Consider the following 19,615-nt stretch of genomic DNA (forward strand, 5'->3'; position numbering starts at 1 on the left):
CCACTTCCTGGGACACGATCGGACATGTATACGGCGAATGGTGGATGGCGGAATTTGTTGAGGTGTATTTGATTAGCCGCCATCATGGCGGCTTCGTATGTGTCTTGGGCTATGGGTTTATTTTTGCTGTTTCTTTAAGGCTACTTGTTCTTTTTCGATATGCGCAAGCAGTTGTAATCCTAGTTTAGTGACGAAGTATCTTCTATATTTTACGCCTGTAACTTTTTCATTCTCTGTTAGGCCGTGAATTTGTAGCTTTGGGCAGATATTGAAATAAAGGAATCTACTTACGTCAGTCGCCCCTGATGCTGCGTTGGTTACGCCTTGTATTAATTTGCTTCGTGTGTTGTAAAAAATATCTAAAAGGCTGTTTTCTTCTTCCTTTTCAGTCGTGGTTACAGTTGATGGAATGGTTACTGTGAGATGGCTTAATACTTCCGCTATTTCTGAAAGTTTTTCTATGTCTCCGGCCGGTTTGACTGGGGCGGATATAGGGCGGCTTTCTAAATTTTTAATTATTTCTTTTAATTCATTGTTTTCGTCCGATAGCTTTTTTATTTCTTCGAACAGGGGCTTGGTATCGACAATTTCGCTTGCTGAGACCCACCCGGTTAACTCGCCTCTGCCCGCATAATCAGAAAGACTTTCATATACGCAAAGCTTTATATCTTTAAGATCGTCAAAGAATGAGGATATTCTCCCGAGTGCTTTCTCTCGAAACGCTTTCAATTCCTTTGGGTTGTCTTTTTCAAGATAGTTAGTTCCGCAGTCGCGAACTTTTCTTTCAAGCGCTTCCTCCTTGATTACGACTGAAAACATCGGCTTATTTTGTGCGACGGCGTAGTCGAACTCCAATTCTGTGTAGCTCAAGTTCGTTGAGCTTTCTATAGATCCATATCTGCCGCCGAGGATTAACATGTAAACGTCTGATTGATCAATCCAGTCGTTAATTGTTTCCATCTGAGAACGATCACCGGCGGTAAAAAGCTCCATGCCGGCAGGGATATGACCTGATTTTAGAATTGCTCCTACAGCAGCTTGCCGTTCATCAATCAAATCTGTGTATGTACTGGATATGAACACCTGAAGTTTTCGCTTCATGCCTTTCCCCTTACTCCATAAAAAGCAACAGTATCGAAGTGCCAGCATTGTGTCTACTTGGGCGTGTTCGGGAGGCTGCTTGGAAGTCGCTATGCAAGAAGATCCGCGTCAGCATCCGCACCGGTATGTTCACCCCGAGGAGGCGAAGTACGCCAACGGAGTGCTGATTGACCTGCCGTATCCCACCGATGATGTACGGCTGCTGATCAAGGCCGAGGTGCTAGTGATGATCCTTTGTCAGCAGGGGAGTACACCGACGACCTTTTCGCCACCTCCAACCAGCCGACGCCACGAAGTTGATGGCGGTGTTGAGTCAGATCGGCGGGCGATGGGGGCAGGGGGACGCTATGTTCCGCCAGTGTGCCCGTCAACCCAGACTGGGGCATGGCCGGGAGATGATGAGCCAGAGCTACACAACCAGGCTGGACCAGCCTATGACAAGTGTCGTGGCGTTAAGTTAGAGGAGCATGGGAGCGAGTATAAAACGACGCGCCAGACCATAAGCAAAAAAGGGCATCCCCCGCTGGCGGCTGCCCTTTCAGTCCAGCGCCCCAGTTCAGGCGGCTTTGGCGGTAACGCTGATTTCTATTTCCAAATCTGCCCCAGCTAACAGATTCACCAGCGCATCCAGGGAAAACTTATCAACCTTCCCCTTCAGCAGATCGTTGAGCCGTGGCTGCGTAACATGCAGCCGGCGAGCCGCTTCGGCTTGGGAGACGTCCCATGCCTTTACGGCCTGGACGATAGCTCGCATAACTTGGGAGCGAACTCTAAGGTTCTCGGCTTCTTCTGGCGTGTCAACCAACGCTTCCCAGACACTGGTCGCGCGTTCGTTTGCCATATCGGTATTCCTCACTTTCAATGCTTTCAATTCTACGTTCAGTTTAATTTTCTGCTTAACACTTATTCTTTATTGATCGAGTCGGGTTGCGAGAAGTTCAGACTAGCAGCTTACCCCTTCACCCGAACGGAGGGTGAAAGGGTACCTGCCCTGCCTGCTTACCTGCCCCTGCGATCAACCCAGCGACTTATACCTAGCTTTCGCCAGATCGATGTCGCGCTTTTCCGTCTTTTGAGTGGTCTTGCGGAAAGCATGCAACACGTAAATTGCTTCCGGTCGATTCACCACATAAAACACGCGAAAAGCCCCTTCCTCGCATGCAATCCGAATTTCCTGAGCTCCGGGACCTACGGACCTCATGGGCTTCCAATCGTCAGGCTCTTCGCCTTCCTGCAAACCTTGCAACTGATAGCCTGCCCGCTTTATGGCTGTTGGAGGAAAGTCCCTAAGATCCTCCAAACTGCTACCAACCCATTCGATTTTCTTTAGTGGTTTGTTGTGCATTTTTATCTCTCTGTCGACCTCGTCGCGTTAAATGTTCATACGGCATAGTGCTTTCCTCAGGGTGGTGGACTGGGTGCGCCGCTTCCAGGTTGGACTCACGCGGCCGGATCACGCCAGGCAGCGTTAAATTATATCGATTTAGATATAATTGCAAGCGGCATCGCTGCTTCGCTCATCAGGCGGCTCTGTCGCACCCTCAAGCGGCGTCGCTGGCACGGCTCAGTCTTGGCGCGCGCCGTCGTCCCCCCACCTCGCCTGCGAGCTAAATAGGTCTTTTTTTCCGCACTTCTGCACTCCCATCGAAGTCAAGCCCGCTGGGGGCTGCCGGAGCTTATCCAGGCTATCGAACACCTGCGAATCCCTGCGAAGGTGGGTGTCTTTTCGTAATGCTCATACGCATGCACAGGCGTACGGATTTCGGAGGTGCCACGGGAAAAGGGTTAGTTTTTTTGAGAGGGGGGGGGTACGCCGGAGGGCCCCGTATTTGTTGGGATTGAGACCTAACTTTGATGGGTTAGGTTGGGTTAGGTAAAAGGTTAGGAATCTATAACTCACTGTTTTTAAAGGATTTTATTAAATGAATATTTAACGCCAATAAAGGTTAGGACATTACCAAATCTAACCCAAAGCTAACCTTGGCGAATCCTTCGCAAAGCCCTGCCAGACAAGGCTTTCAGCGCAGCGAGTGGAAAACTAACCCTCCTAACCTCTTTCCCGTGGGTCAACATAAAAACGCCGGACATGCCTCGGGCGGAGCATTTACTAGCGCTGCATACAGAAATGCGCGCTCCAACTCACGTTCGTCATTCACACGCACGCACTCTCGTGCACACCGTGTCAGTCGGTGCGTTTGTGGGTGGGTGTTGGGATTGGAGCCACAAGGATTACAGCGCCGCCATTCGCACGGGGCAGCTCAAAAGAGAGGATGTTTCAGGAGGTAACTGGTACGAAAATGGTACGGGCGTTTTCGGTTGGTGCTGGAGGGCGCGTATTACATGGCCTCCAGAATTAGAAGTTCCAATCCATCATGGGGGCCACGCTGAAGCGGCGGAAGCGTTGAGCTGTTTGTGGGGGCATTGGGGAAATCTGAATCGGGAAGGCTGAGGGCGCAGTTTATCAGGGATGGAAGCAGGGTGCTGGGGAGACCTGTCGCATTTTGATATGCAAAAACGCATAAAAAAGGGTTGAGTTTCTTACTGTTTTTGTACAGTTTCGTTAGTCGTGCCATCGACATCAAAACGGAGCTGTATCAACTGATTTGGCCTGCAAGTCCGCTGCTTAACACTTGCATCAGTGTTGTGAAAATTAATGGAGAAGTAAATGACAGGAACGTTGGATTTACCGCCACTGCTTATTACGCCCGATGGCCCTCTGCCCAATCCTCCAGGGCCTATTTCAGGGAGCCGCTCAATCCATAGCAGGAACTTCGAGAGAGGAGTTTGGGAAGTGGTGGGCACAGTCGCCTTATGGTGATGATCGCATGGACCAGATATGGATAAAAGCGGGTATGAATTATGCCAAATCTAAAGGATTCTAAGTGGGCGTTTTTGATATTGCTAATGGTTTGTGTGGCTCAGGCGGTGTATATATTTATGATAAGTCCTGCTTCGCCAGAGCCCTCAAAAATAGTGTCTGTGACGCCAGTTGATACAGTCGGCGCTGTCTACGAAATTCTTTATGATTCAGGGGGGGCAACCGTTCCATTTGTTTATCGGTATTTTCTTATGGAGAAAGATGATGATTCGATAAAGGTGCTTAACAAAGTAAAGTCACTTAGTCCGTTCCTGGTGACGCAGAGTTCTGGTGCGGTACGTACAGCTTTACCCGGTAGGGTCAAACTCAGGACCTTGGATGTGGTATATGAATATAGAAACGTTGCTTATTATGAGGTTAATGGAGAGTGGAAGCAGGTTAAGTTGGACCTGACTTCAGATATCCCCTAAGGGCAGAACCCAAAAGGCGCCGTAGGCGTCTTTTTTGCGTATTTGGTAAGGACGGTCCGGACACGAACCGCCGTGCACGATCATAGCTTGCGCCATAGCGCCACAGTCTACCAAGAGAGCCAGCCCTTCGCCCGCCAGAAGACTGTGGTGCTGCTCAACGTCGCCTACACTCATTGCTGATTACCCGTCCTTGGAGCGAAAAATTAGACAGGGCTTGTACAAAAACAAAATCTTGTACAAGATGTGTATAGATTAATGCGCAGTGCGCAAGGAGTCAGTGATGGAATTGGTAAGCTTTGGGTCAAACGACATTGAAAACACCCTCGCCAAAATGTCAGCAGGGCAGCTCGATAAGGTCGCATTTGGTGCTATCCAGCTCGACGCGGCCGGGAAAATTCTTCAGTACAACGCTGCTGAAGGAGACATCACCGGACGTAAGCCAAGTGATGTGATTGGGAAGAGCTTTTTCCGTGATGTGGCGCCCTGCACGAACCGTCCGGAGTTTCAGGGCCGATTCGCCGAAGGTGTCAAGAGTGGCAACCTCAATACGATGTTCGAGTATGTGTTCGACTATCAGATGAAGCCCACCAAGGTCAAAGTACACATGAAGAAAGCGCTGACCGGGGACACCTATTGGGTCTTCGTCAAGCGGCTCTGACACTCCCCAGGTTCATCAGACAGCAGTGATCAACTTGAATCGACTCGAACTGGATAAAGCCAGCGTCCTGAACGTCATGGTGGCTCTGCTGGCTGATGAGCTCAAATCTTTGCGTCATCTGTCTTCATTTCAAACAGGCAGTGAATGCTGGGACGAATCGACTTTGCTGGGTGAGCTGCACGACAGCAGGGCAGCGGATCCCGGTACGACGGCAATCGGGGCTGACTCCCTGGAGCTGCTAAGTCTTGCAACCTGCGTGGCGAAGTTCTTCAACCTCTACGACAGCGGACTCGAAGACTATTTGCTTCGCTTCAAGACACTGGGTGAATGGGCTGATCTAGTGGTCACCGCGCGCCTGCACGGCTCCAAAGATCTGACGTTTGCCACATCCGGCAGTACCGGCGCGCCCAAGCATTGCTTACAGCGTTGGGACACGTTGGTCGCCGAGACCACATTCTTTGCAGAATTTCTGAGCAGGTATTCTGATCAACCTATGCAGCGCGTCATGGCGCTTAGTCCGTGCCATCACATCTATGGTTTTATTTTCAGTGTGTTGCTGCCAGCAGCCCTTGGGCTTCCTGCGGTGCGTGGCCTGAAAGCGCTCACGTTGGTCAATCAACGAAAGTTGCAGGCTGGCGATCTGATCATTGGATTTCCCTTTATCTGGCGTCAGTTGAGTCATGACCAGGCTGGATTCCCTGCGGGCATTACCGCCGTTACATCCACGGGCCCGTGTGATCCAGAGATCATCTTTAATCTTCGCAGTCGGGGCCTTGATCATATGATCGAAGTGTATGGCTCGAGTGAGACCTCCGGAGTGGGTGTGCGTAGTGATCCCGACGCCTGTTTCAAGCTCCTTCCGCGCTGGCAGCGCGGCCTCACTCCAGATGCTTTGACAGAGTGCGGCGATGAAGCTGAATACCGCTTGAGCGACCAGCTGGTATGGTTTGATCAGACAAGTTTTCGGCCAACGGGACGTATCGATGCGGCTGTACAGGTAGCTGGAATCAATGTGTTTCCGCTCAGTATCAGCGAGCGTTTGAAGGCTTTGCCCGAAGTGGCGGATGCGACGGTCAGGCTAATGTCTGTCCATGAGGGTGATCGGCTGAAAGCTTTTATTGTTCCGACTAAAGGCCATGAGGATACTGCAAGGCTTGAGACGCTTTTACACACCTGGTGCATGGGGAACCTGCCTGCGGTGGAGCGACCCAAAGCCTTTACGTTCGGTTCGGCACTGCCCTTGAACCATTTGGGCAAACAGAGCGATTGGTCATTGGAACGTAGTGCTCAGTTCGTGGCGGACGCAGGCGCCTGGTCAGATACGTGGGGTAATTGATCCGCAGTGGGGCGCCTAGCTTGTTGGTGATCTGCGCAAGTGAGTGGAGTGAAGTAAGTGGGTTCCCAGTGCGCATCACGGCTCCATGGCGATGTGAGTGACGGTGCCGGCGCCAAGATCGATGAGGCTCAATGCTCCATCCCCAAAGGAACAGCCCGTGTCGGTATAGACGACGTTACCCAGGCGCGTAACGCTCGGCACGGTCGAGTGACCCACGTAGAGCTGGTCCATCCCTTTGACAGGGTCATTGTTTTGCCGCTCGATTTTTTCCCGGGCATACAGCGCCATGCTCACGGCTCGCAGTCGACAAATTTCCCCCAGTTGCCCCGATAAAGCCTCTTTGGCTTTCTGCCAATCGTCATCCTTTTGGGTCAGCGGGGCTTCGGCGTGCACGATGCCGACTTTCCTTCCGTCCATCAAGGGGACTTCAATGATTATCGGAAGTGCCTGGAGGGCGAGGGATAGCTTGTGCTGGACCGCTGGCGCCAGCGCATAGAGCCAGGCCCCGCCGTTTCGGGTATGCCTGGAAATGTCCCCGTGTCCGGAGACGCAGTCAATCAGCATCTGTTCATGATTACCCCGAACGGCATGAAACCAGGGTTGCGAAAGCCAGTCGAGTACCTCCACGGAATCGGGGCCGCGATCAATCAGGTCACCCACGGAAAAAAGACGGTCCCGTCCAACATCAAACTTTGAGCGATCCAAAAGCGCGCTTAACAGCTTGAAGTGCCCATGAACGTCACCCACGACAAAGTCACGGCCTTTCTCGTTGGGTGGGAATGTTTTTATCGCGTTCATTCGTCGGTGTAGTTCGTTCAATGGGAGCCGGTAAGGTCCGGCTGCATCAGGGCCCTATTGCTCTTTGTCCACAAGATTCCCATCGGCATCATAGACCAGGTATTCATCACTATTGCCCGGATCCCTCACATAGTAGCGCGCCTCGTTGCCGTTATCCGGGACTTTCAGGCTGGTGTACGAACCGAGTTTCTTGACCAATTTATTATCCTGGCTGATCAATACCAAGTCACTTTCGCCGTCCCGGACCGCGGCGGCGTAGCGGCCCTGGAACGCGTTGATCCGGTTATATTCCAGTGGAATCTGCAGTTTGCCGGCCAAGTCGATGGCGCCATAACTGCTATCCCGCCCGACCACCGCCATGCCGTTGGAAAATGGCTTCACCTCGTCATACGGCAACTGGATGGGAAGCAGTGTTCCCTCGCGGTTGATAAAAGCGAACTTCTTGCTCTTGGCGTCCTGCACCAGCAGGGGTTGTTCACCAAAGAATCGACCGATCACGTTGTAACCCTGGAGGTTGATCCGTCTGCCTTGCAGGTCGTAGACGTCCCACCGGCTCTGATCGGCTGAGGTGGTGTAGAGGAAGTCACCGTTGTGCTCGATATCGGAAAACTGCGCTGGCAGAACTTCCTTGCCGGAGAGAGTAAAGGCACCGTAGTGACCCTCCGTGGCATAGGTTTTAGTGCCCAGGCGCGCGATGAGCAGATTGCCGGTCACCGTGGGGTTGACGAACTTCATCGGCAGGATGAAACGGTGATTTTTGGCGTCGTAGACCCCATAAGGACCATTGGTTTCGCGTTCCACCAACAGCAGGCCGTTGTCCATCACCTGGGATATGAGTTCGAACGGTAGATTGACGGGTTTATTGCTGCCCGCGGGGAAGTAAGCCGTTTGCTCCAGCACTTCCGAGTCAGGGTCGCGGGCGTTCTTTGGCGAAAGCAGCGTATAGATTTGTGTGGCTCCCTGATCGGGTGCTTGAATCTGTAGCCAGCGTGGTTTGATCAACCATTGCCCGGTCTGGTCGATGAAGCCGTAGAGGTCGGCGTGTCGGTCGAGGGCGATGTAACGGGGTTGCTCGGCAAGTACGTTGGGTACGCCAGCGAATACGGCAGTGTGGTCTTCCGCCGGATCAAGCACATGAATGACGATACGCTGCGGCGTGGCTCCGAAGTGGTAGTCGGCCTCGGTATTCTTCAGCGGCCCGGCCTGGGAGGAAAGCACTTCCACCAGCTGCTCCAACCGTTGCTGTACTGCCTGGCTGGTCTTGAATTGTTCGAGATCATCTTTGGTCTTGCGTAGTGCTTTGTAGTAGTCACGCAACGCTTCAATGTCGCTGTCCGAAGGGAACGAGCGGGTGTTGTTGTCATTGCTGTAGAGCGCCTTGCCCGCATCGGTCAGGCCCTGCACGACGAAGGTCGACGCTTTGGGCGTGCTCAGTCGCAGCGAAGCACTGTCGTCGCCCAGGGCGGTGAGCTGGAATTGTTGGCCGTCGTCGAGGGTCACCTTCGGGTGATCCTTGTTCAGGACGACTTTCTTGAACGCCGGATAACTGCGGTAGACGATCGTCAGGTCGAGACTGGCCAAGGGTTTGTTGACCGGGAGTACGATGACGTCACGGGACAGCGGAATATCGTCCGACTCCGCTTCGGGCTGCCTCTTGATATCGGCGAAAGGCGTTTCGCTGCCATCGCGAAAACGCAGGCGGTCCGGGCGGTACTGTTCGGCCGTCGGTTCATCCGGGGTGGCTGCGCGTTTCCACAAAGGGTCAAGGTTGCTGGTCTCAAGCCGCACTTCGGAACCGTCAGCAAACAGCCTTTGGGCGAAATGAAGGTCTTGTACGGATGCCAGTGCAGTTTTCACCTCCGCGCTGGTGAAAGGAACAAACAGTTCCTCGTATTGCAGTTCCTGCTCGCCGGCGGGCCGGGTTCCCTCTAGCGTCAGGCTGAGTTCTGTCTGACTGACCAGCTCCAGAGACTTGAGGGTTTCATCGGTATCGTTGATCAGGAAGTTCAGGCGCTTTGCCACGTCAGGCAGCGCCAGTGTGCCGATGTCCTCTACGCCACCTTCGTTCATGTCCTCGGCAGCGAAGTTTTCACTGGCCGACGCGTTGCTCTGGCGAAACAAGTAGTAGGACATGCAGCCCACCACTAACAGGGTCACACTCAGTATCGACAGCAATCTCAAGCGAGGCTGGGTAAAGTTCATCGTGGCTTCGTTAGTCAAGGGGCTGGAAAGTGCCGCCAGCTAACCACACGCCCTGGACGCCTGCCAATGTTTGGATGATACCGCCCCTCCTGACGGCTCGGCTTAAGGGGCGGCGGCCTCGGTGGCGACTGCGGCAGGAGCGTCTGATCGATCCAGGTCCGCCAACACGGGTTTTTCAAAGTTAACGCTATCAATGATCACAAGATCGCCCGTTGCCATTTTGATCGCGGCTGAGCTGTCTTTTATGAATTGATCAGGCTGCTCGAACATCCGAAGGCCTTTATAGCGCGACATGACCAGCCCGATCTGGCTCGTCACTTTGGGTTTTATAAAGGCCAGTTCAACCGATTGAGTATCGTTGTATCGCGTGTAGATCTCGGCAATTTTGTCTGGTGCTACATGCCAGGCAACGGATACGTCCGTGTTGAACTCATGGAGGTCCAAGGTGTAGTTGTGAACACTGGGGACATGAAGAATATTTTTTTGACTTGAGAGGCGCACTACCGTGTCTGCAAACGGCAGTCGCCAACCCGGCCCTGGTTCGGCGACAGAAATGATTTTGCCGTTGCGCAAAATCAAGCCCAGCTCTTTTTCGTTGATGGTGTAGAACGAGAGGCTTGCCAGCACACACGTTACGGCGATAACGGCTAACCCTGAGCCTATGAACCAGATAGTGCGGCGCATGTGGTGTTCTCTGGAGTGTTGTGACGGTGTCATTGCGCAGTGTTCCGCTGCCGCCGACAGGCAATCTACTCGATGTGTATGCTTTTCATGTGCACATTTCCGATATCGACGCTTTCAATGATCACCGGGCCGACAATGGACGCTTTGATAGCCGCGGAAAACTGCGAAGGAAGGCCTCGCGTTTTTTCAATGCTTGCTCTGTCGTGTAACGGGAAATTATCAGTCGAGCCTGTTCTGTCACCTTTGGAATGAGCAGGATGTTTTCAACGTTCTCGAGTGTGGTGTAGTCCTTGTACATGTTCAGCGTCTCGTCTGGCGCCACGCGCCAGACAACGGATAACTCCAGATCCATCACATCCAGATCCTCGGTTCTTGCCTGGAAAACTTGCCAGTAGATGAGGTTGTTTTGCATCGAAAGGGGAGTCACTTTATCCGCAAAGGGAATCTTCCAGCCCAGGCCGGGTTGCGACACGGTCAAGAATTTACCGTTGCGCAGGACCACGCCACGGTCTTGTTCACTGACGGAGTAAACTGCTTCAGTGCAGATGAAATAGACGGTGACCATCCCAAACATCAGAAAAGCCAAGGACTTGATGCTGCGATATTTCATGCTGTGCTTCCGTTCTGCGCTGGCAGGGGCGGTGTGCGAATTTCCTGGCCGATACACTTTTCAAACACCTGCTCCATTGGCCCAAGCAGGCAGTTATAGGCCGCGATGTTTGCGAAAATCCACTCCTCTTTCTCAATGCCCCACCAACTGATTTCGAACCCGGCATTCATGATGAGGTGTTCAAACAGAATCCGCTGGGCGCGGCCGTTTCCTTCGCGGAAGGGATGCACGACGTTGATATCCGAGTAGGCCTCTGCAACAGCGCTGATCAGGGCTGCTCGGCTCATGCCTTCGAACCAGTTCTGCGCGGCCATGTGCCTGAAGATTTTACCTGCTTCCGCTTCCATGAACTGCGGTTGGCAGAAGCGCGTGTCCTGCTTGGCCATTCCAACGGTGCGCAATTCTCCGGCCCATTCGTACAAGTCAACGAATAAAGCCTGATGAATGCCTTGAAGGTAAGCCAGGTTATAGGGAGGAGGGTTGAACTCGACGTTATCCGCCGCGATGGCCGAGAGCTGTTGCTCGGCCTCGCTCAAGGTCAGTTCGTCACGGATATCGAGTTTGTTGCGCAGGACGGTGGAGCCGGGATAGCAATAGGCGTCTTCGCCGACACCGTATTTGTCCGGCATCAGGTTCGGGTCTGGGTGAAGGTCTTCAAGACTTCTTCGCGCGTGGGCATTTTGCATTCGCCGTCGGAGAAGGTCACTTTGAAGCCTTCCAGGCGCAGGCTGGCTGCATAATTGGATCGACGCGTTCTGGCCGCGTAGGCCTTTTTCGCTTCAAGGCTGACATTACCCATGGGACTCGATCTCACTGGCGAAGATGAGCGGATTATAGCCCATCTCCCTCGCACGGGCCTACGCTGTGGCTTCTATGGGGACACATCGGCACATTGGACTGATCAATGGCCCTTGCAATGCAGTGCGTCTCAAAATACTGTATTTATGTCCAGTATCGAGGGTCCTCCATGCAACTCATCGCCAAGCTCGGCATTCTTGCCGACGCTGCCAAGTATGACGCCTCCTGCGCCAGCAGCGGTGCCCCCAAGCGCAGCTCACGCGGGCGCGACGGGCTGGGCGCGACAGATGGCATGGGCATTTGTCACAGCTATACGCCGGACGGGCGCTGCGTCTCGCTGCTCAAGGTGCTGCTGACCAATTTTTGCCTGTACGACTGCCAGTACTGCGTGAACCGTCGTTCCAGCAACGTGCCGAGGGCGCGCTTCAGCCCGGAGGAAGTGGTGCGGTTGACCCTGGATTTCTATCGTCGCAATTGCATCAGTGGCCTGTTCCTGAGCTCCGGCATCATTCGCTCGGCGGACTACACCATGGAGCAACTGGTGCGGGTGGCGCGCTTGCTGCGCGAAGAGCATCAGTTTCGGGGCTATATCCATCTCAAGACCATTCCCGACGCCGATCCGCTGTTGATCGAGGAGGCCGGGCGGCTGGCCGATCGCCTGAGCGTGAATATCGAGCTGTCCAGCGAGGTCAGCCTCAAGCGACTGGCGCCGGAAAAGCAATTGACCACGATCCGCCAGGCCATGGGCACCATTCATCTGGGACAACAGGCCGTGGCCGGCGAGGCGAGGGCACCGCGCTTCGCGCCGGCCGGGCAAAGCACCCAGGTCATCGTGGGCGCCGATGCGACCGACGACCATGCCATCCTGCAGAACGCTGAATCGCTCTACCAGGGGTACGGTTTGCGTCGGGTCTATTACTCGGCCTTCAGCCCGATTCCCGACAGCCCGGCCAGTGTGCCGTTGGCGGCGCCACCCTTGCTGCGCGAGCACCGGCTGTACCAGGCGGATTTTCTCATGCGCGGCTACGGCTACAAGGCGGGCGAGCTTCTGAGCAACGCCAGCAACCTCGACCTGGACATCGACCCCAAGCTCGCTTGGGCGCTGGCCAATCGTGAGGTGTTCCCGCTGGACGTCAACCGCGCCGAGCCTGCCTTGCTGGCACGTATTCCCGGGATCGGTCTGCGTAGTGTGCAACGCCTGGTGGCGCTACGCCGGGAGCGAAAGGTCCGCTATGACGACCTGGTGCAATTACGTTGCGTGCTGGAGAAGGCGCGGCCGTTCATCATCACCAGCGACTACCGGCCAGCGGAGGCCCAGGTGCGCAGCGGCCTGTTGCGTGCGCGCCTGCGAGACCCACAACGGCCGGTGCAGATGGGGCTGTGGGGATGATCGCGCTGGACTGCGATGATGACTTCTCCACCTGGCGTGACCAGGCTCGGACTCTGCTGGGTCATGGCATCGACCCGAGTGATGTGACGTGGGCGCAGGGGCCCATTACCGACCTGTTGGCGATACCAACACCGCTCCCGTCAGGCCCGGGACCGTTCCGTACGCGGGTGCCGGCGGCGTTATTGACCCAGCTGGAACAGGCCAGTCGTTACCTGGGCGAACAGCGCTGGAACCTGCTGTATGAAGTGCTCTGGCGTGTTGCCCATGGCGATCGCACCGCGATGCTCGCGGGTGATCGCCTGGGCAGCGAACTGCAGCGCCGGATCAAGCAGGTCAGCCGCGAGGCGCACCATCTACATGCTTTTGTACGCTTCGTTCCCTTGCCCCAGGCACTGGCCGAGCGGTTGCAGCTGGACCTGGTGTCTTTCCACGAGCCGGCCCACGACATCCTAGAAAGCGCCAGCAGTCATTTTGCCGAACGCCTGGGACGACAACGCTGGCTGATCGCAACACCTCGCGACGGTATCCGCTTCGACGGCCAGTCGCTTGACTACAGGCGCCAATGCCCCGAAGAGTGGCGGCAATGGGCGCGTCACGCCGACGACCCCGGCGCCGAGTTGTGGCGCACCTATTATCGACACATCTTCAACCCGGCGCGGCTTAATCCCCAGGCGTTAAGGCAGCACATGCCCGGGCGCTTCTGGCAGCACTTGCCGGAGGGCGGGTTGATTCCGCAATTGGTGGGGCAGGCGCGGCAGGGTAAGCAGCGTGATGGGCAGGCGGTGGAGGTGAGGGAACAGGTGGGCAAGCGGATTGTTGTGGGGGCGAAGGTTGAGAGCGCTTCGTTGGGATCGAGCCCTGCACCTGAGTAGTCGGGGCTTTCAGTTCATACCGATGCTTTGGATTTAAGCCAATGTCTTTCCAACGATCGGATACCAACCGTAGGCGAGGAGGGCTCCCTCGCCACGGGAGTTTTGCCTGGCCTATCTTTCGTAATTGAACGGCATTGAGGCTTAGGCGCTTCCTGGCTGGGAGCCAATCATCCCGTTGGAGGACAAGCTCATCGGAAATTTCACTCAACTCACGTCGCTTTTCGCCGACTATCCATCTGAGCCTCTCTCAAGCTAGATTCCCTCCGTCGCTGCAAATTCAGCGGCAGGGTGTGGAAGCCCTCATGAATCCAGGCGCGTAGCGCCGTTGAATTAAAAACAGGCGTTTTTCGTATGTCTGTTGTTAAATTACGGCGGCTGTACGCGGGGCACCTTCGGGTGCGCCGGTTCCTGGAGATCGGTCTTCCACACCCGCGTGCAGCTGCCACCTAATCATGTGGAAGTGATGCTGGCAGTTCCTTTCAGATCCAGGAGATAAGCCAATGAAAAAGCTCACCCCCAATCCTCCGCGTTCGCGCAGCGTCACTGAAAGAGTCCACCCATCCATCCCGCTGTACCTCCTGCCAATCAACCGTATCCATCCCGGATTCGTTTCCTTTGCCAGCGGCTCCACAAATTCGCCACTGACCCCCATCCCGCAGGAGTGAACCCCATGCCTCGCTATATGCCCATCACCGGTATCGAAAACAATTTCCACGCGCTGTTGATCGACACCGAAGCGCCCCTGGACGTGCTGCACGACACCGCTGCCTACCGCATCGCTGCAGTCACCCAATTGCTGGAAAACATGGCGATGCGCGCCGACATCAGCACTGACGCCGTGGTCCTGCATGATTTCGCCCAGGTTCTGGCGATTCCACTGCGTGACGGTTGTGATTTGCTGGACGTGATCGGCCGACGCCTGCAAGCGCAGGTTCTGGCGTCGTAACGAAAACGGGCGACCTCAAGGGGTCGCCCGTTTGCGGCTGATGCCGCTCAGTTAAGCCACAAGCCTATCCCTGATCGCGCTTCAGTTCTTCATCGCCAGCTGGGTGGCTTGTTGTGCCTGGGAAGCAGACAGGGTTCCATTCTTGGTGAGTTTTTCCAGAGAGGCGCTCGCTGTCATCAGGTTGGCGGTCAGCGTTGCAAGTGTTGTCTGCAATGCGCCAACTTTTGCCTGCTTGGTCTCTGGGGTCATGCTCTGGTCAGCCATGAGCGCCTGCATTTCCGCCTGCTTCTCTTCGATTTTCTGCTTCAACTCCCGAATCATTTTCAGAATCTTCTGCGTCTGGTCAGGCAACCCGCTTTCCTCAATGTCCTTATTGGCGTTGGCGGAGCGCTCGTCCGCCGCCTTTTGAAGGCCCACACCCGACAGCGATACTTTTACCCCTTCAACCGGCTTTTCAGCAGATGATTGGGTCGCAGATATCGATTGCACTTCATCCGTTGTTTTTTTCGGCTCCGGGTTGATCGGGAGCGGTAGTCGAGTATGGGAGAACTGTGCGTCGAAGGTAATCATGCTCAAGCCTGGGGTGAATGAGATATTCGAGGCTATCGGCTTTCTATCCAGGGCCTTTAGGCGCTGGCAGGGTGAGAATTGTTAAAGAGTGTATTTATGGAAAACGACTTTCCGAGCCCCCCTTATCGATTGGCTCCGCAATCGCGAGCAAGCTTTGCTCCCAAAGTTTTGTAATTTCCCGAACAGGCTTATGGCGCCCCCGAACCGATCAACGCACCGAAGCCCCCTCCAGCGTTTTCCAGAGCTTGCGCATCGTCGGGTTCCGATTGGCAATCGCGCAATAGGATCGAATCTCCAACTGCGTGCTCCATTCCTCATCCCCGGCCCGGACTAACAGCCCTCGCTCCAGTTCGTCGGCCACCGCGCTTTGCGGCAGCCAGGCAACGCCGTAGCCTTCGATTGCCATGCGCATCAGCAGCATCGCCATGTCTGCCTCATAGCAACGCTCCAGCGCCGTCGGGGCGGGGCCGTTTTTGATGACGATGTCGGCGACGCGGCCGAGGAAGGTGGTGGCGGTGTAGGCCAGGTAGGGCACCGGTTTGCCGGCGCGACCGGGCAGGCGGAACAGTGGTTCGCCTTTGGGGTTGGGCGCGCAGAGCGGGATGAATGCGTCGTGCCCCAGGACCAGGCTGCCGAAGCGTTCGGCGTCCAGCAGAATGGGCGCGAGCGGGTGGTGGTAGACCATCATCAGATCGCAGCTGCCTTCCTCCAGGGCGACGACCGCGTCGTGGATGTTGGCGGCGACGACCCGTGCGTTGAACTGTTCATTGTGCTGCTGGAACTGGCTGAGCCATTTCGGCAGGAAGGTCATCGAGAGGCTATGGCCGGCGGTGATCTGGATCGACCGGCCCGGCATCCGTTCCACGTCGCGCAACGTCGAGCGCAACCGTAGCAGGCCGGCCAGTGCTTCTCGGCTTTCCTCGCAGAAGGTGAGGCCCGCCGCTGTCAGTTGGACGGGATAGGTGCCGCGGTCCACCAACTTGACCCCCACCCATTTCTCCAGTGAACGGATACGGCGGGACAAGGCTGATTGCGTCACGCTGCGGACTTCGGCGGCGCGGGAGAAATTTTTCCATTCGGCGATCGCCAGAAGGTCATCCAGCCATTTGAGTTGCATCCCGGATCTCCCTCAGCAGATGCGCCAGTCTACGATGCGATCGCCCGGCCCGGTGTGACTTTCCCATAACTATTCCAAAAGCGCATGGGGCCAGTTCGATTACTCATCATCTCGCCCGATCCGCTCTTTAGAATCGATCCTGCCAAGTAATAAAACTCCAAGAACTACTTGAGGACAGCATCGTGAAGAAGAATAAGCTCCCGCGTCGAATTGCAATGGGCATCGCCCTCGGCGTGCTGGTGGGTTGGGCGTGTCACCATTTCGCAGGGAGCGAGCAAAGTGCCAAAGAGATCGCCGCATACTTTTCGATGGTCACCGATATTTTCCTGCGCATGATCAAGATGATCATCGCGCCGCTGGTGTTCGCGACGCTGGTGGGCGGTATCGCCAGCATGGGCAATTCCCGTTCCGTCGGCAGGATTGGCGCCCGGGCGATGGCGTGGTTCGTGACGGCGTCAGTGGTCTCGCTGCTGATCGGGATGGGGCTGGTCAACCTGTTCCAGCCCGGCGCGGGGCTGAATCTGGACGTGGCCCAGCATGCCACGGCTGCGGTGCCGGTCAACACCGGTGACTTCAGTCTCAAGGCGTTCATCGGCCACGTGTTCCCGCGCAGTATTGCCGAGGCGATGGCCAACAACGAGATTCTGCAGATCGTGGTATTTTCGCTGTTCTTTGGCTTCGCACTGGCTGGCGTCAAGCGGGCGGGCTACACCCGTATCACCGACTCCATCGAGGAGTTGGCAAAGGTGATGTTCAAGATCACCGACTACGTCATGGCCTTTGCGCCGATTGGGGTGTTTGCCGCCATCGCCTGCGCCATTACCACCCAAGGCCTGGGTTTACTGGTGGACTACGGCAAGCTGATTGCCGAGTTCTACCTCGGGATCCTGATCCTCTGGGCCCTGCTGTTCGGCGCCGGCTACCTGTTTCTCGGCCGCTCGGTGTTCCACCTGGGCAAGCTCATCCGCGAACCGATTCTCCTGGCGTTTTCCACCGCCAGCAGCGAGTCGGCCTACCCGAAAACCATTGAGGCGCTGGAGAAATTTGGCGCACCCAAGCGCGTGTCCAGCTTCGTGTTGCCCCTGGGTTACTCGTTCAACCTGGACGGTTCGATGATGTACCAAGCGTTCGCCATTCTGTTCATCGCCCAGGCCTACAACATTGATTTGAGTTTCACCCAGCAGATGCTGATTCTGCTGACGCTGATGATCACCAGCAAGGGCATGGCCGGTGTCGCACGCGCTTCGGTTGTCGTGGTAGCCGCCACGCTGCCAATGTTCAATCTGCCCGAGGCGGGGCTGTTGTTGATCATCGGTATCGACCAGTTCCTCGACATGGCGCGTACCGCCACCAACGTGGTAGGTAACAGTATCGCCACAGCTGTCGTCGCCAAATCCGAACCGCTCGAAGAACCCGCAGAGGACGACGCCAAAGATTCCCCCGTTCGGACTCGCTCCGAAGCGGTTCCGGTCGTTTGAGGGCGGGGTCATGAAGGCTAAATCGAAGGCACGCCACAAAGCCTCCGTTGCCCGCAAGTTGGGCATCGTCGGTGGGCTGGGATCCCTGGCGGGGGGCGATCTGTTCTACAAATTGATCAAATCCAGGGCGGTGCTCGAGGATCAGGGCCGGTACCACTTCCTGTTCGAGCAGCACCCTTTCAAGGACGTGCTGCTGCCTCTGGACCAGGGCGCTAGCATGATGTCGCGCAAGTTCTACGTGTTTCAGGTGTGCAAGTCGTTCGAAGAGAGTGGCTTCGATGCCGTGGTGCTCCCGTGCTTCGCCAGCCAGACCTTCCGCGCTGAAATCGAGGACGAGCTGGGTATTCCCGTGCTGGACATGATGGCGGCGTTGACCCTCCATGTCAGCCAGCGGGTCCAGCCGCGGGCGACGCTGGGGGTCATCGCTTCGGACTTCGTGCGTCATAGCGGTTTGTTCGAGCGGCATTTGGGCAACGACTTCACGATTGTCTACCCCGACGCCGACGCTCAAGCAGGTTTGATGGATGCGATGTACGGTGTCAACGGGATCAAGGATGGCCACCTCAAAGGCGTACCGCTTGAATCGGTCTACCAGGCGTGCCTCTCGTTGCAGGATCAAGGCGCGACGGTAATCGTGCCCGGCATGACCGAGCTGTCGCTGGTCTGTACCGACCTGCAACGACGCGGGATTATTGTGTTGGATATCAATGAAATCTACGCCGACTTTGCGACGCTGGATCCACGGCAGCCCCGGCGCCCGCCCTTCAAACTGGGCATCGTCGGCGGCGTCGGACCTGCCGCCACCGTGGATTTCATGGCCAAGGTGGTAGCCAATACACCGGCGGGAAAGGACCAGGACCACATCAAGATGGTGGTCGAGCAGAACCCGCAGATACCCGATCGGACGGCCAGTCTGCTGCGCGATGAAGCCGATCCGACCCTGGCGCTGTACGCCACCTGCAAGCGTCTGGAAAGCGCAGGGGCCAACGCCATTGCGATTCCATGCAACACCGCCCATGCCTTTGTCGAGCGAATCCAGGCGCACCTGCAAGTGCCCATCGTGAACATGCTGAGCGAGACGGTGGGATGGATCGAGCACCGATACGGTTCGGGCAGGGCGATTGGTTTGCTGGCAACCTCCGGGACCGTGCAGAGCCAGGTTTATCATCAGGCGGCACGCCGCGCCGGGCTGCAGATCGTCACGCCGGGTGTCGATTATCAGGCGCTGGTCATGGAAGCGATCTACGGACCGCGGGGGATCAAGGCCGGCTTTACCCAAGGGCTGTGCCGCGAGCAGTTGCTGCTGGCGGCCGAACATCTGTGCGAGTTGGGGGCGGGAGTTCTGGTGCTGGGGTGTACGGAGTTGCCGCTGGTGCTTGAGCATTGCGAGGCGTTCGAGGTCAACGGGCACCGTGTGGCGCTGGTGGATCCGACGAGGATTCTGGCGTTGAAGTGCGTTGGGTTGGCCGGGGCCCTGGCTTGAGTTTGCAGCGCACCGCAAAAGGGCGAAACCAGTGCGGCCATTTTGGGGATTGCCACCGTGCTCACCCTCCTGGCTGCACGGGCAGCGGTCGCGAGTCGTCGGCGACTTCTGATGCAGCGGCGTGCGGCACGGTAGGGTAACGGAGCGCTGCTGCCATGCAACGACGACCGTTGAGCGGCTGTGATTGGTGGCTCATTGATATGCTGGTAGACTTGTCGCTCGTGACCTTCCGAGTTATGTGTTGTGACTACCGAGCGCATTTCCCAGTTAGAACAAGCCCTTAT

General features: G+C 56.1%; 21 protein-coding genes. 10 read left to right on the forward strand and 11 right to left on the reverse strand.

What is annotated here, in order from left to right; genetic code table 11:
• Positions 1 to 117 precede the first annotated feature (117 nt).
• Positions 118 to 1,101: a DUF4062 domain-containing protein gene (locus tag J7E36_RS07845; RefSeq protein ID WP_215001566.1), complete on the reverse strand. Its 984-nt coding sequence runs from the start codon at positions 1,099 to 1,101 to the stop codon at positions 118 to 120.
• A 347-nt stretch (positions 1,102 to 1,448) separates the two neighbouring features.
• Between J7E36_RS07845 and J7E36_RS25235 the strand changes: the two genes are divergently transcribed.
• On the forward strand, positions 1,449 to 1,562 hold the full coding sequence (locus J7E36_RS25235) for a hypothetical protein (protein ID WP_231286357.1): 114 nt from the start codon (positions 1,449 to 1,451) through the stop codon (positions 1,560 to 1,562).
• A gap of 95 nt (positions 1,563 to 1,657) precedes the next feature.
• On the opposite strand, the gene J7E36_RS07850 is transcribed toward J7E36_RS25235, so the two are convergent.
• On the reverse strand, positions 1,658 to 1,942 hold the full coding sequence (locus tag J7E36_RS07850) for a helix-turn-helix domain-containing protein (RefSeq protein ID WP_215001568.1): 285 nt from the start codon (positions 1,940 to 1,942) through the stop codon (positions 1,658 to 1,660).
• A gap of 174 nt (positions 1,943 to 2,116) precedes the next feature.
• A complete protein-coding gene (locus J7E36_RS07855) occupies positions 2,117 to 2,446 on the reverse strand; it encodes a type II toxin-antitoxin system RelE/ParE family toxin (RefSeq protein WP_215001570.1) in 330 nt (109 codons plus the stop codon).
• A 1,514-nt stretch (positions 2,447 to 3,960) separates the two neighbouring features.
• Between J7E36_RS07855 and J7E36_RS07860 the strand changes: the two genes are divergently transcribed.
• The 3 genes from J7E36_RS07860 (at position 3,961) to J7E36_RS07870 (ending at position 6,383) form a co-directional block, all read left to right on the forward strand.
• On the forward strand, positions 3,961 to 4,389 hold the full coding sequence (locus tag J7E36_RS07860) for a hypothetical protein (RefSeq protein WP_215001572.1): 429 nt from the start codon (positions 3,961 to 3,963) through the stop codon (positions 4,387 to 4,389).
• Between the two features lie 280 nt (positions 4,390 to 4,669).
• Positions 4,670 to 5,047 (forward strand): photoactive yellow protein, encoded by a 378-nt coding sequence (gene pyp, locus J7E36_RS07865; RefSeq protein WP_215001574.1) that lies wholly within the window; start codon positions 4,670 to 4,672, stop codon positions 5,045 to 5,047.
• A 34-nt stretch (positions 5,048 to 5,081) separates the two neighbouring features.
• Positions 5,082 to 6,383, forward strand: a complete 1,302-nt coding sequence (locus tag J7E36_RS07870; protein ID WP_215001576.1) for an AMP-binding protein — start codon at positions 5,082 to 5,084, stop codon at positions 6,381 to 6,383.
• A 75-nt stretch (positions 6,384 to 6,458) separates the two neighbouring features.
• On the opposite strand, the gene J7E36_RS07875 is transcribed toward J7E36_RS07870, so the two are convergent.
• From J7E36_RS07875 to J7E36_RS07900, 6 genes are all read right to left on the reverse strand, one after another.
• On the reverse strand, positions 6,459 to 7,181 hold the full coding sequence (locus tag J7E36_RS07875; protein WP_215001578.1) for a metallophosphoesterase: 723 nt from the start codon (positions 7,179 to 7,181) through the stop codon (positions 6,459 to 6,461).
• A 54-nt stretch (positions 7,182 to 7,235) separates the two neighbouring features.
• On the reverse strand, positions 7,236 to 9,383 hold the full coding sequence (locus tag J7E36_RS07880) for a WG repeat-containing protein (protein ID WP_215001580.1): 2,148 nt from the start codon (positions 9,381 to 9,383) through the stop codon (positions 7,236 to 7,238).
• A gap of 102 nt (positions 9,384 to 9,485) precedes the next feature.
• A complete protein-coding gene (locus J7E36_RS07885; protein ID WP_215001582.1) occupies positions 9,486 to 10,067 on the reverse strand; it encodes an SPFH domain-containing protein in 582 nt (193 codons plus the stop codon).
• 121 nt (positions 10,068 to 10,188) lie between these two features.
• Positions 10,189 to 10,677, reverse strand: coding sequence for an SPFH domain-containing protein (locus tag J7E36_RS07890; RefSeq protein ID WP_215001584.1), 489 nt, complete (start codon positions 10,675 to 10,677; stop codon positions 10,189 to 10,191).
• A complete protein-coding gene (locus J7E36_RS07895) occupies positions 10,674 to 11,306 on the reverse strand; it encodes a Fic/DOC family protein (RefSeq protein ID WP_215001586.1) in 633 nt (210 codons plus the stop codon). Before J7E36_RS07895 ends, J7E36_RS07890 begins: the two co-directional genes overlap by 4 nt.
• Positions 11,306 to 11,476: a YhfG family protein gene (locus J7E36_RS07900; protein WP_215001588.1), complete on the reverse strand. Its 171-nt coding sequence runs from the start codon at positions 11,474 to 11,476 to the stop codon at positions 11,306 to 11,308. Before J7E36_RS07900 ends, J7E36_RS07895 begins: the two co-directional genes overlap by 1 nt.
• A gap of 168 nt (positions 11,477 to 11,644) precedes the next feature.
• Between J7E36_RS07900 and J7E36_RS07905 the strand changes: the two genes are divergently transcribed.
• The 4 genes from J7E36_RS07905 to J7E36_RS07920 all read left to right on the forward strand — a co-directional run bounded on the left by J7E36_RS07905 (position 11,645) and on the right by J7E36_RS07920 (position 14,683).
• Positions 11,645 to 12,865 (forward strand): putative DNA modification/repair radical SAM protein, encoded by a 1,221-nt coding sequence (locus J7E36_RS07905; protein ID WP_215001590.1) that lies wholly within the window; start codon positions 11,645 to 11,647, stop codon positions 12,863 to 12,865.
• Positions 12,862 to 13,737 carry a TIGR03915 family putative DNA repair protein gene (locus J7E36_RS07910; protein WP_215001592.1) on the forward strand — a complete coding sequence of 292 codons (876 nt, stop codon included), beginning with the start codon at positions 12,862 to 12,864 and terminating at the stop codon, positions 13,735 to 13,737. Before J7E36_RS07905 ends, J7E36_RS07910 begins: the two co-directional genes overlap by 4 nt.
• A gap of 500 nt (positions 13,738 to 14,237) precedes the next feature.
• Complete coding sequence (locus J7E36_RS07915) at positions 14,238 to 14,402, forward strand: hypothetical protein (protein ID WP_215001594.1); 165 nt, start codon at positions 14,238 to 14,240, stop codon at positions 14,400 to 14,402.
• Between the two features lie 5 nt (positions 14,403 to 14,407).
• Positions 14,408 to 14,683 carry a hypothetical protein gene (locus tag J7E36_RS07920; protein ID WP_215001596.1) on the forward strand — a complete coding sequence of 92 codons (276 nt, stop codon included), beginning with the start codon at positions 14,408 to 14,410 and terminating at the stop codon, positions 14,681 to 14,683.
• Between the two features lie 81 nt (positions 14,684 to 14,764).
• Here the strand turns inward: J7E36_RS07920 and J7E36_RS07925 are convergent, their stop codons facing one another.
• Both J7E36_RS07925 and J7E36_RS07930 read right to left on the reverse strand, forming a co-directional pair.
• Entirely contained in the window at positions 14,765 to 15,253 is a 489-nt protein-coding gene (locus J7E36_RS07925; protein ID WP_231286359.1) for a hypothetical protein, read from the reverse strand.
• Between the two features lie 208 nt (positions 15,254 to 15,461).
• The gene (locus J7E36_RS07930) at positions 15,462 to 16,370 is read right to left on the reverse strand and encodes a LysR substrate-binding domain-containing protein (protein WP_215001598.1); all 909 of its coding nucleotides are present in this window, start codon (positions 16,368 to 16,370) and stop codon (positions 15,462 to 15,464) included.
• Between the two features lie 182 nt (positions 16,371 to 16,552).
• Here J7E36_RS07930 and J7E36_RS07935 point away from each other — a divergent pair, with 182 nt between their 5' ends.
• Both J7E36_RS07935 and J7E36_RS07940 read left to right on the forward strand, forming a co-directional pair.
• Complete coding sequence (locus J7E36_RS07935) at positions 16,553 to 17,848, forward strand: dicarboxylate/amino acid:cation symporter (protein ID WP_215001600.1); 1,296 nt, start codon at positions 16,553 to 16,555, stop codon at positions 17,846 to 17,848.
• Positions 17,849 to 17,858: 10 nt separating this feature from the next.
• Positions 17,859 to 19,331 (forward strand): amino acid racemase, encoded by a 1,473-nt coding sequence (locus J7E36_RS07940; RefSeq protein WP_215001602.1) that lies wholly within the window; start codon positions 17,859 to 17,861, stop codon positions 19,329 to 19,331.
• The last annotated feature ends 284 nt before the right edge of the window (positions 19,332 to 19,615 follow it).

It is taken from the genome of Pseudomonas fluorescens (assembly GCF_018614775.1).
Lineage (GTDB): Bacteria > Pseudomonadota > Gammaproteobacteria > Pseudomonadales > Pseudomonadaceae > Aquipseudomonas > Aquipseudomonas fluorescens_BY.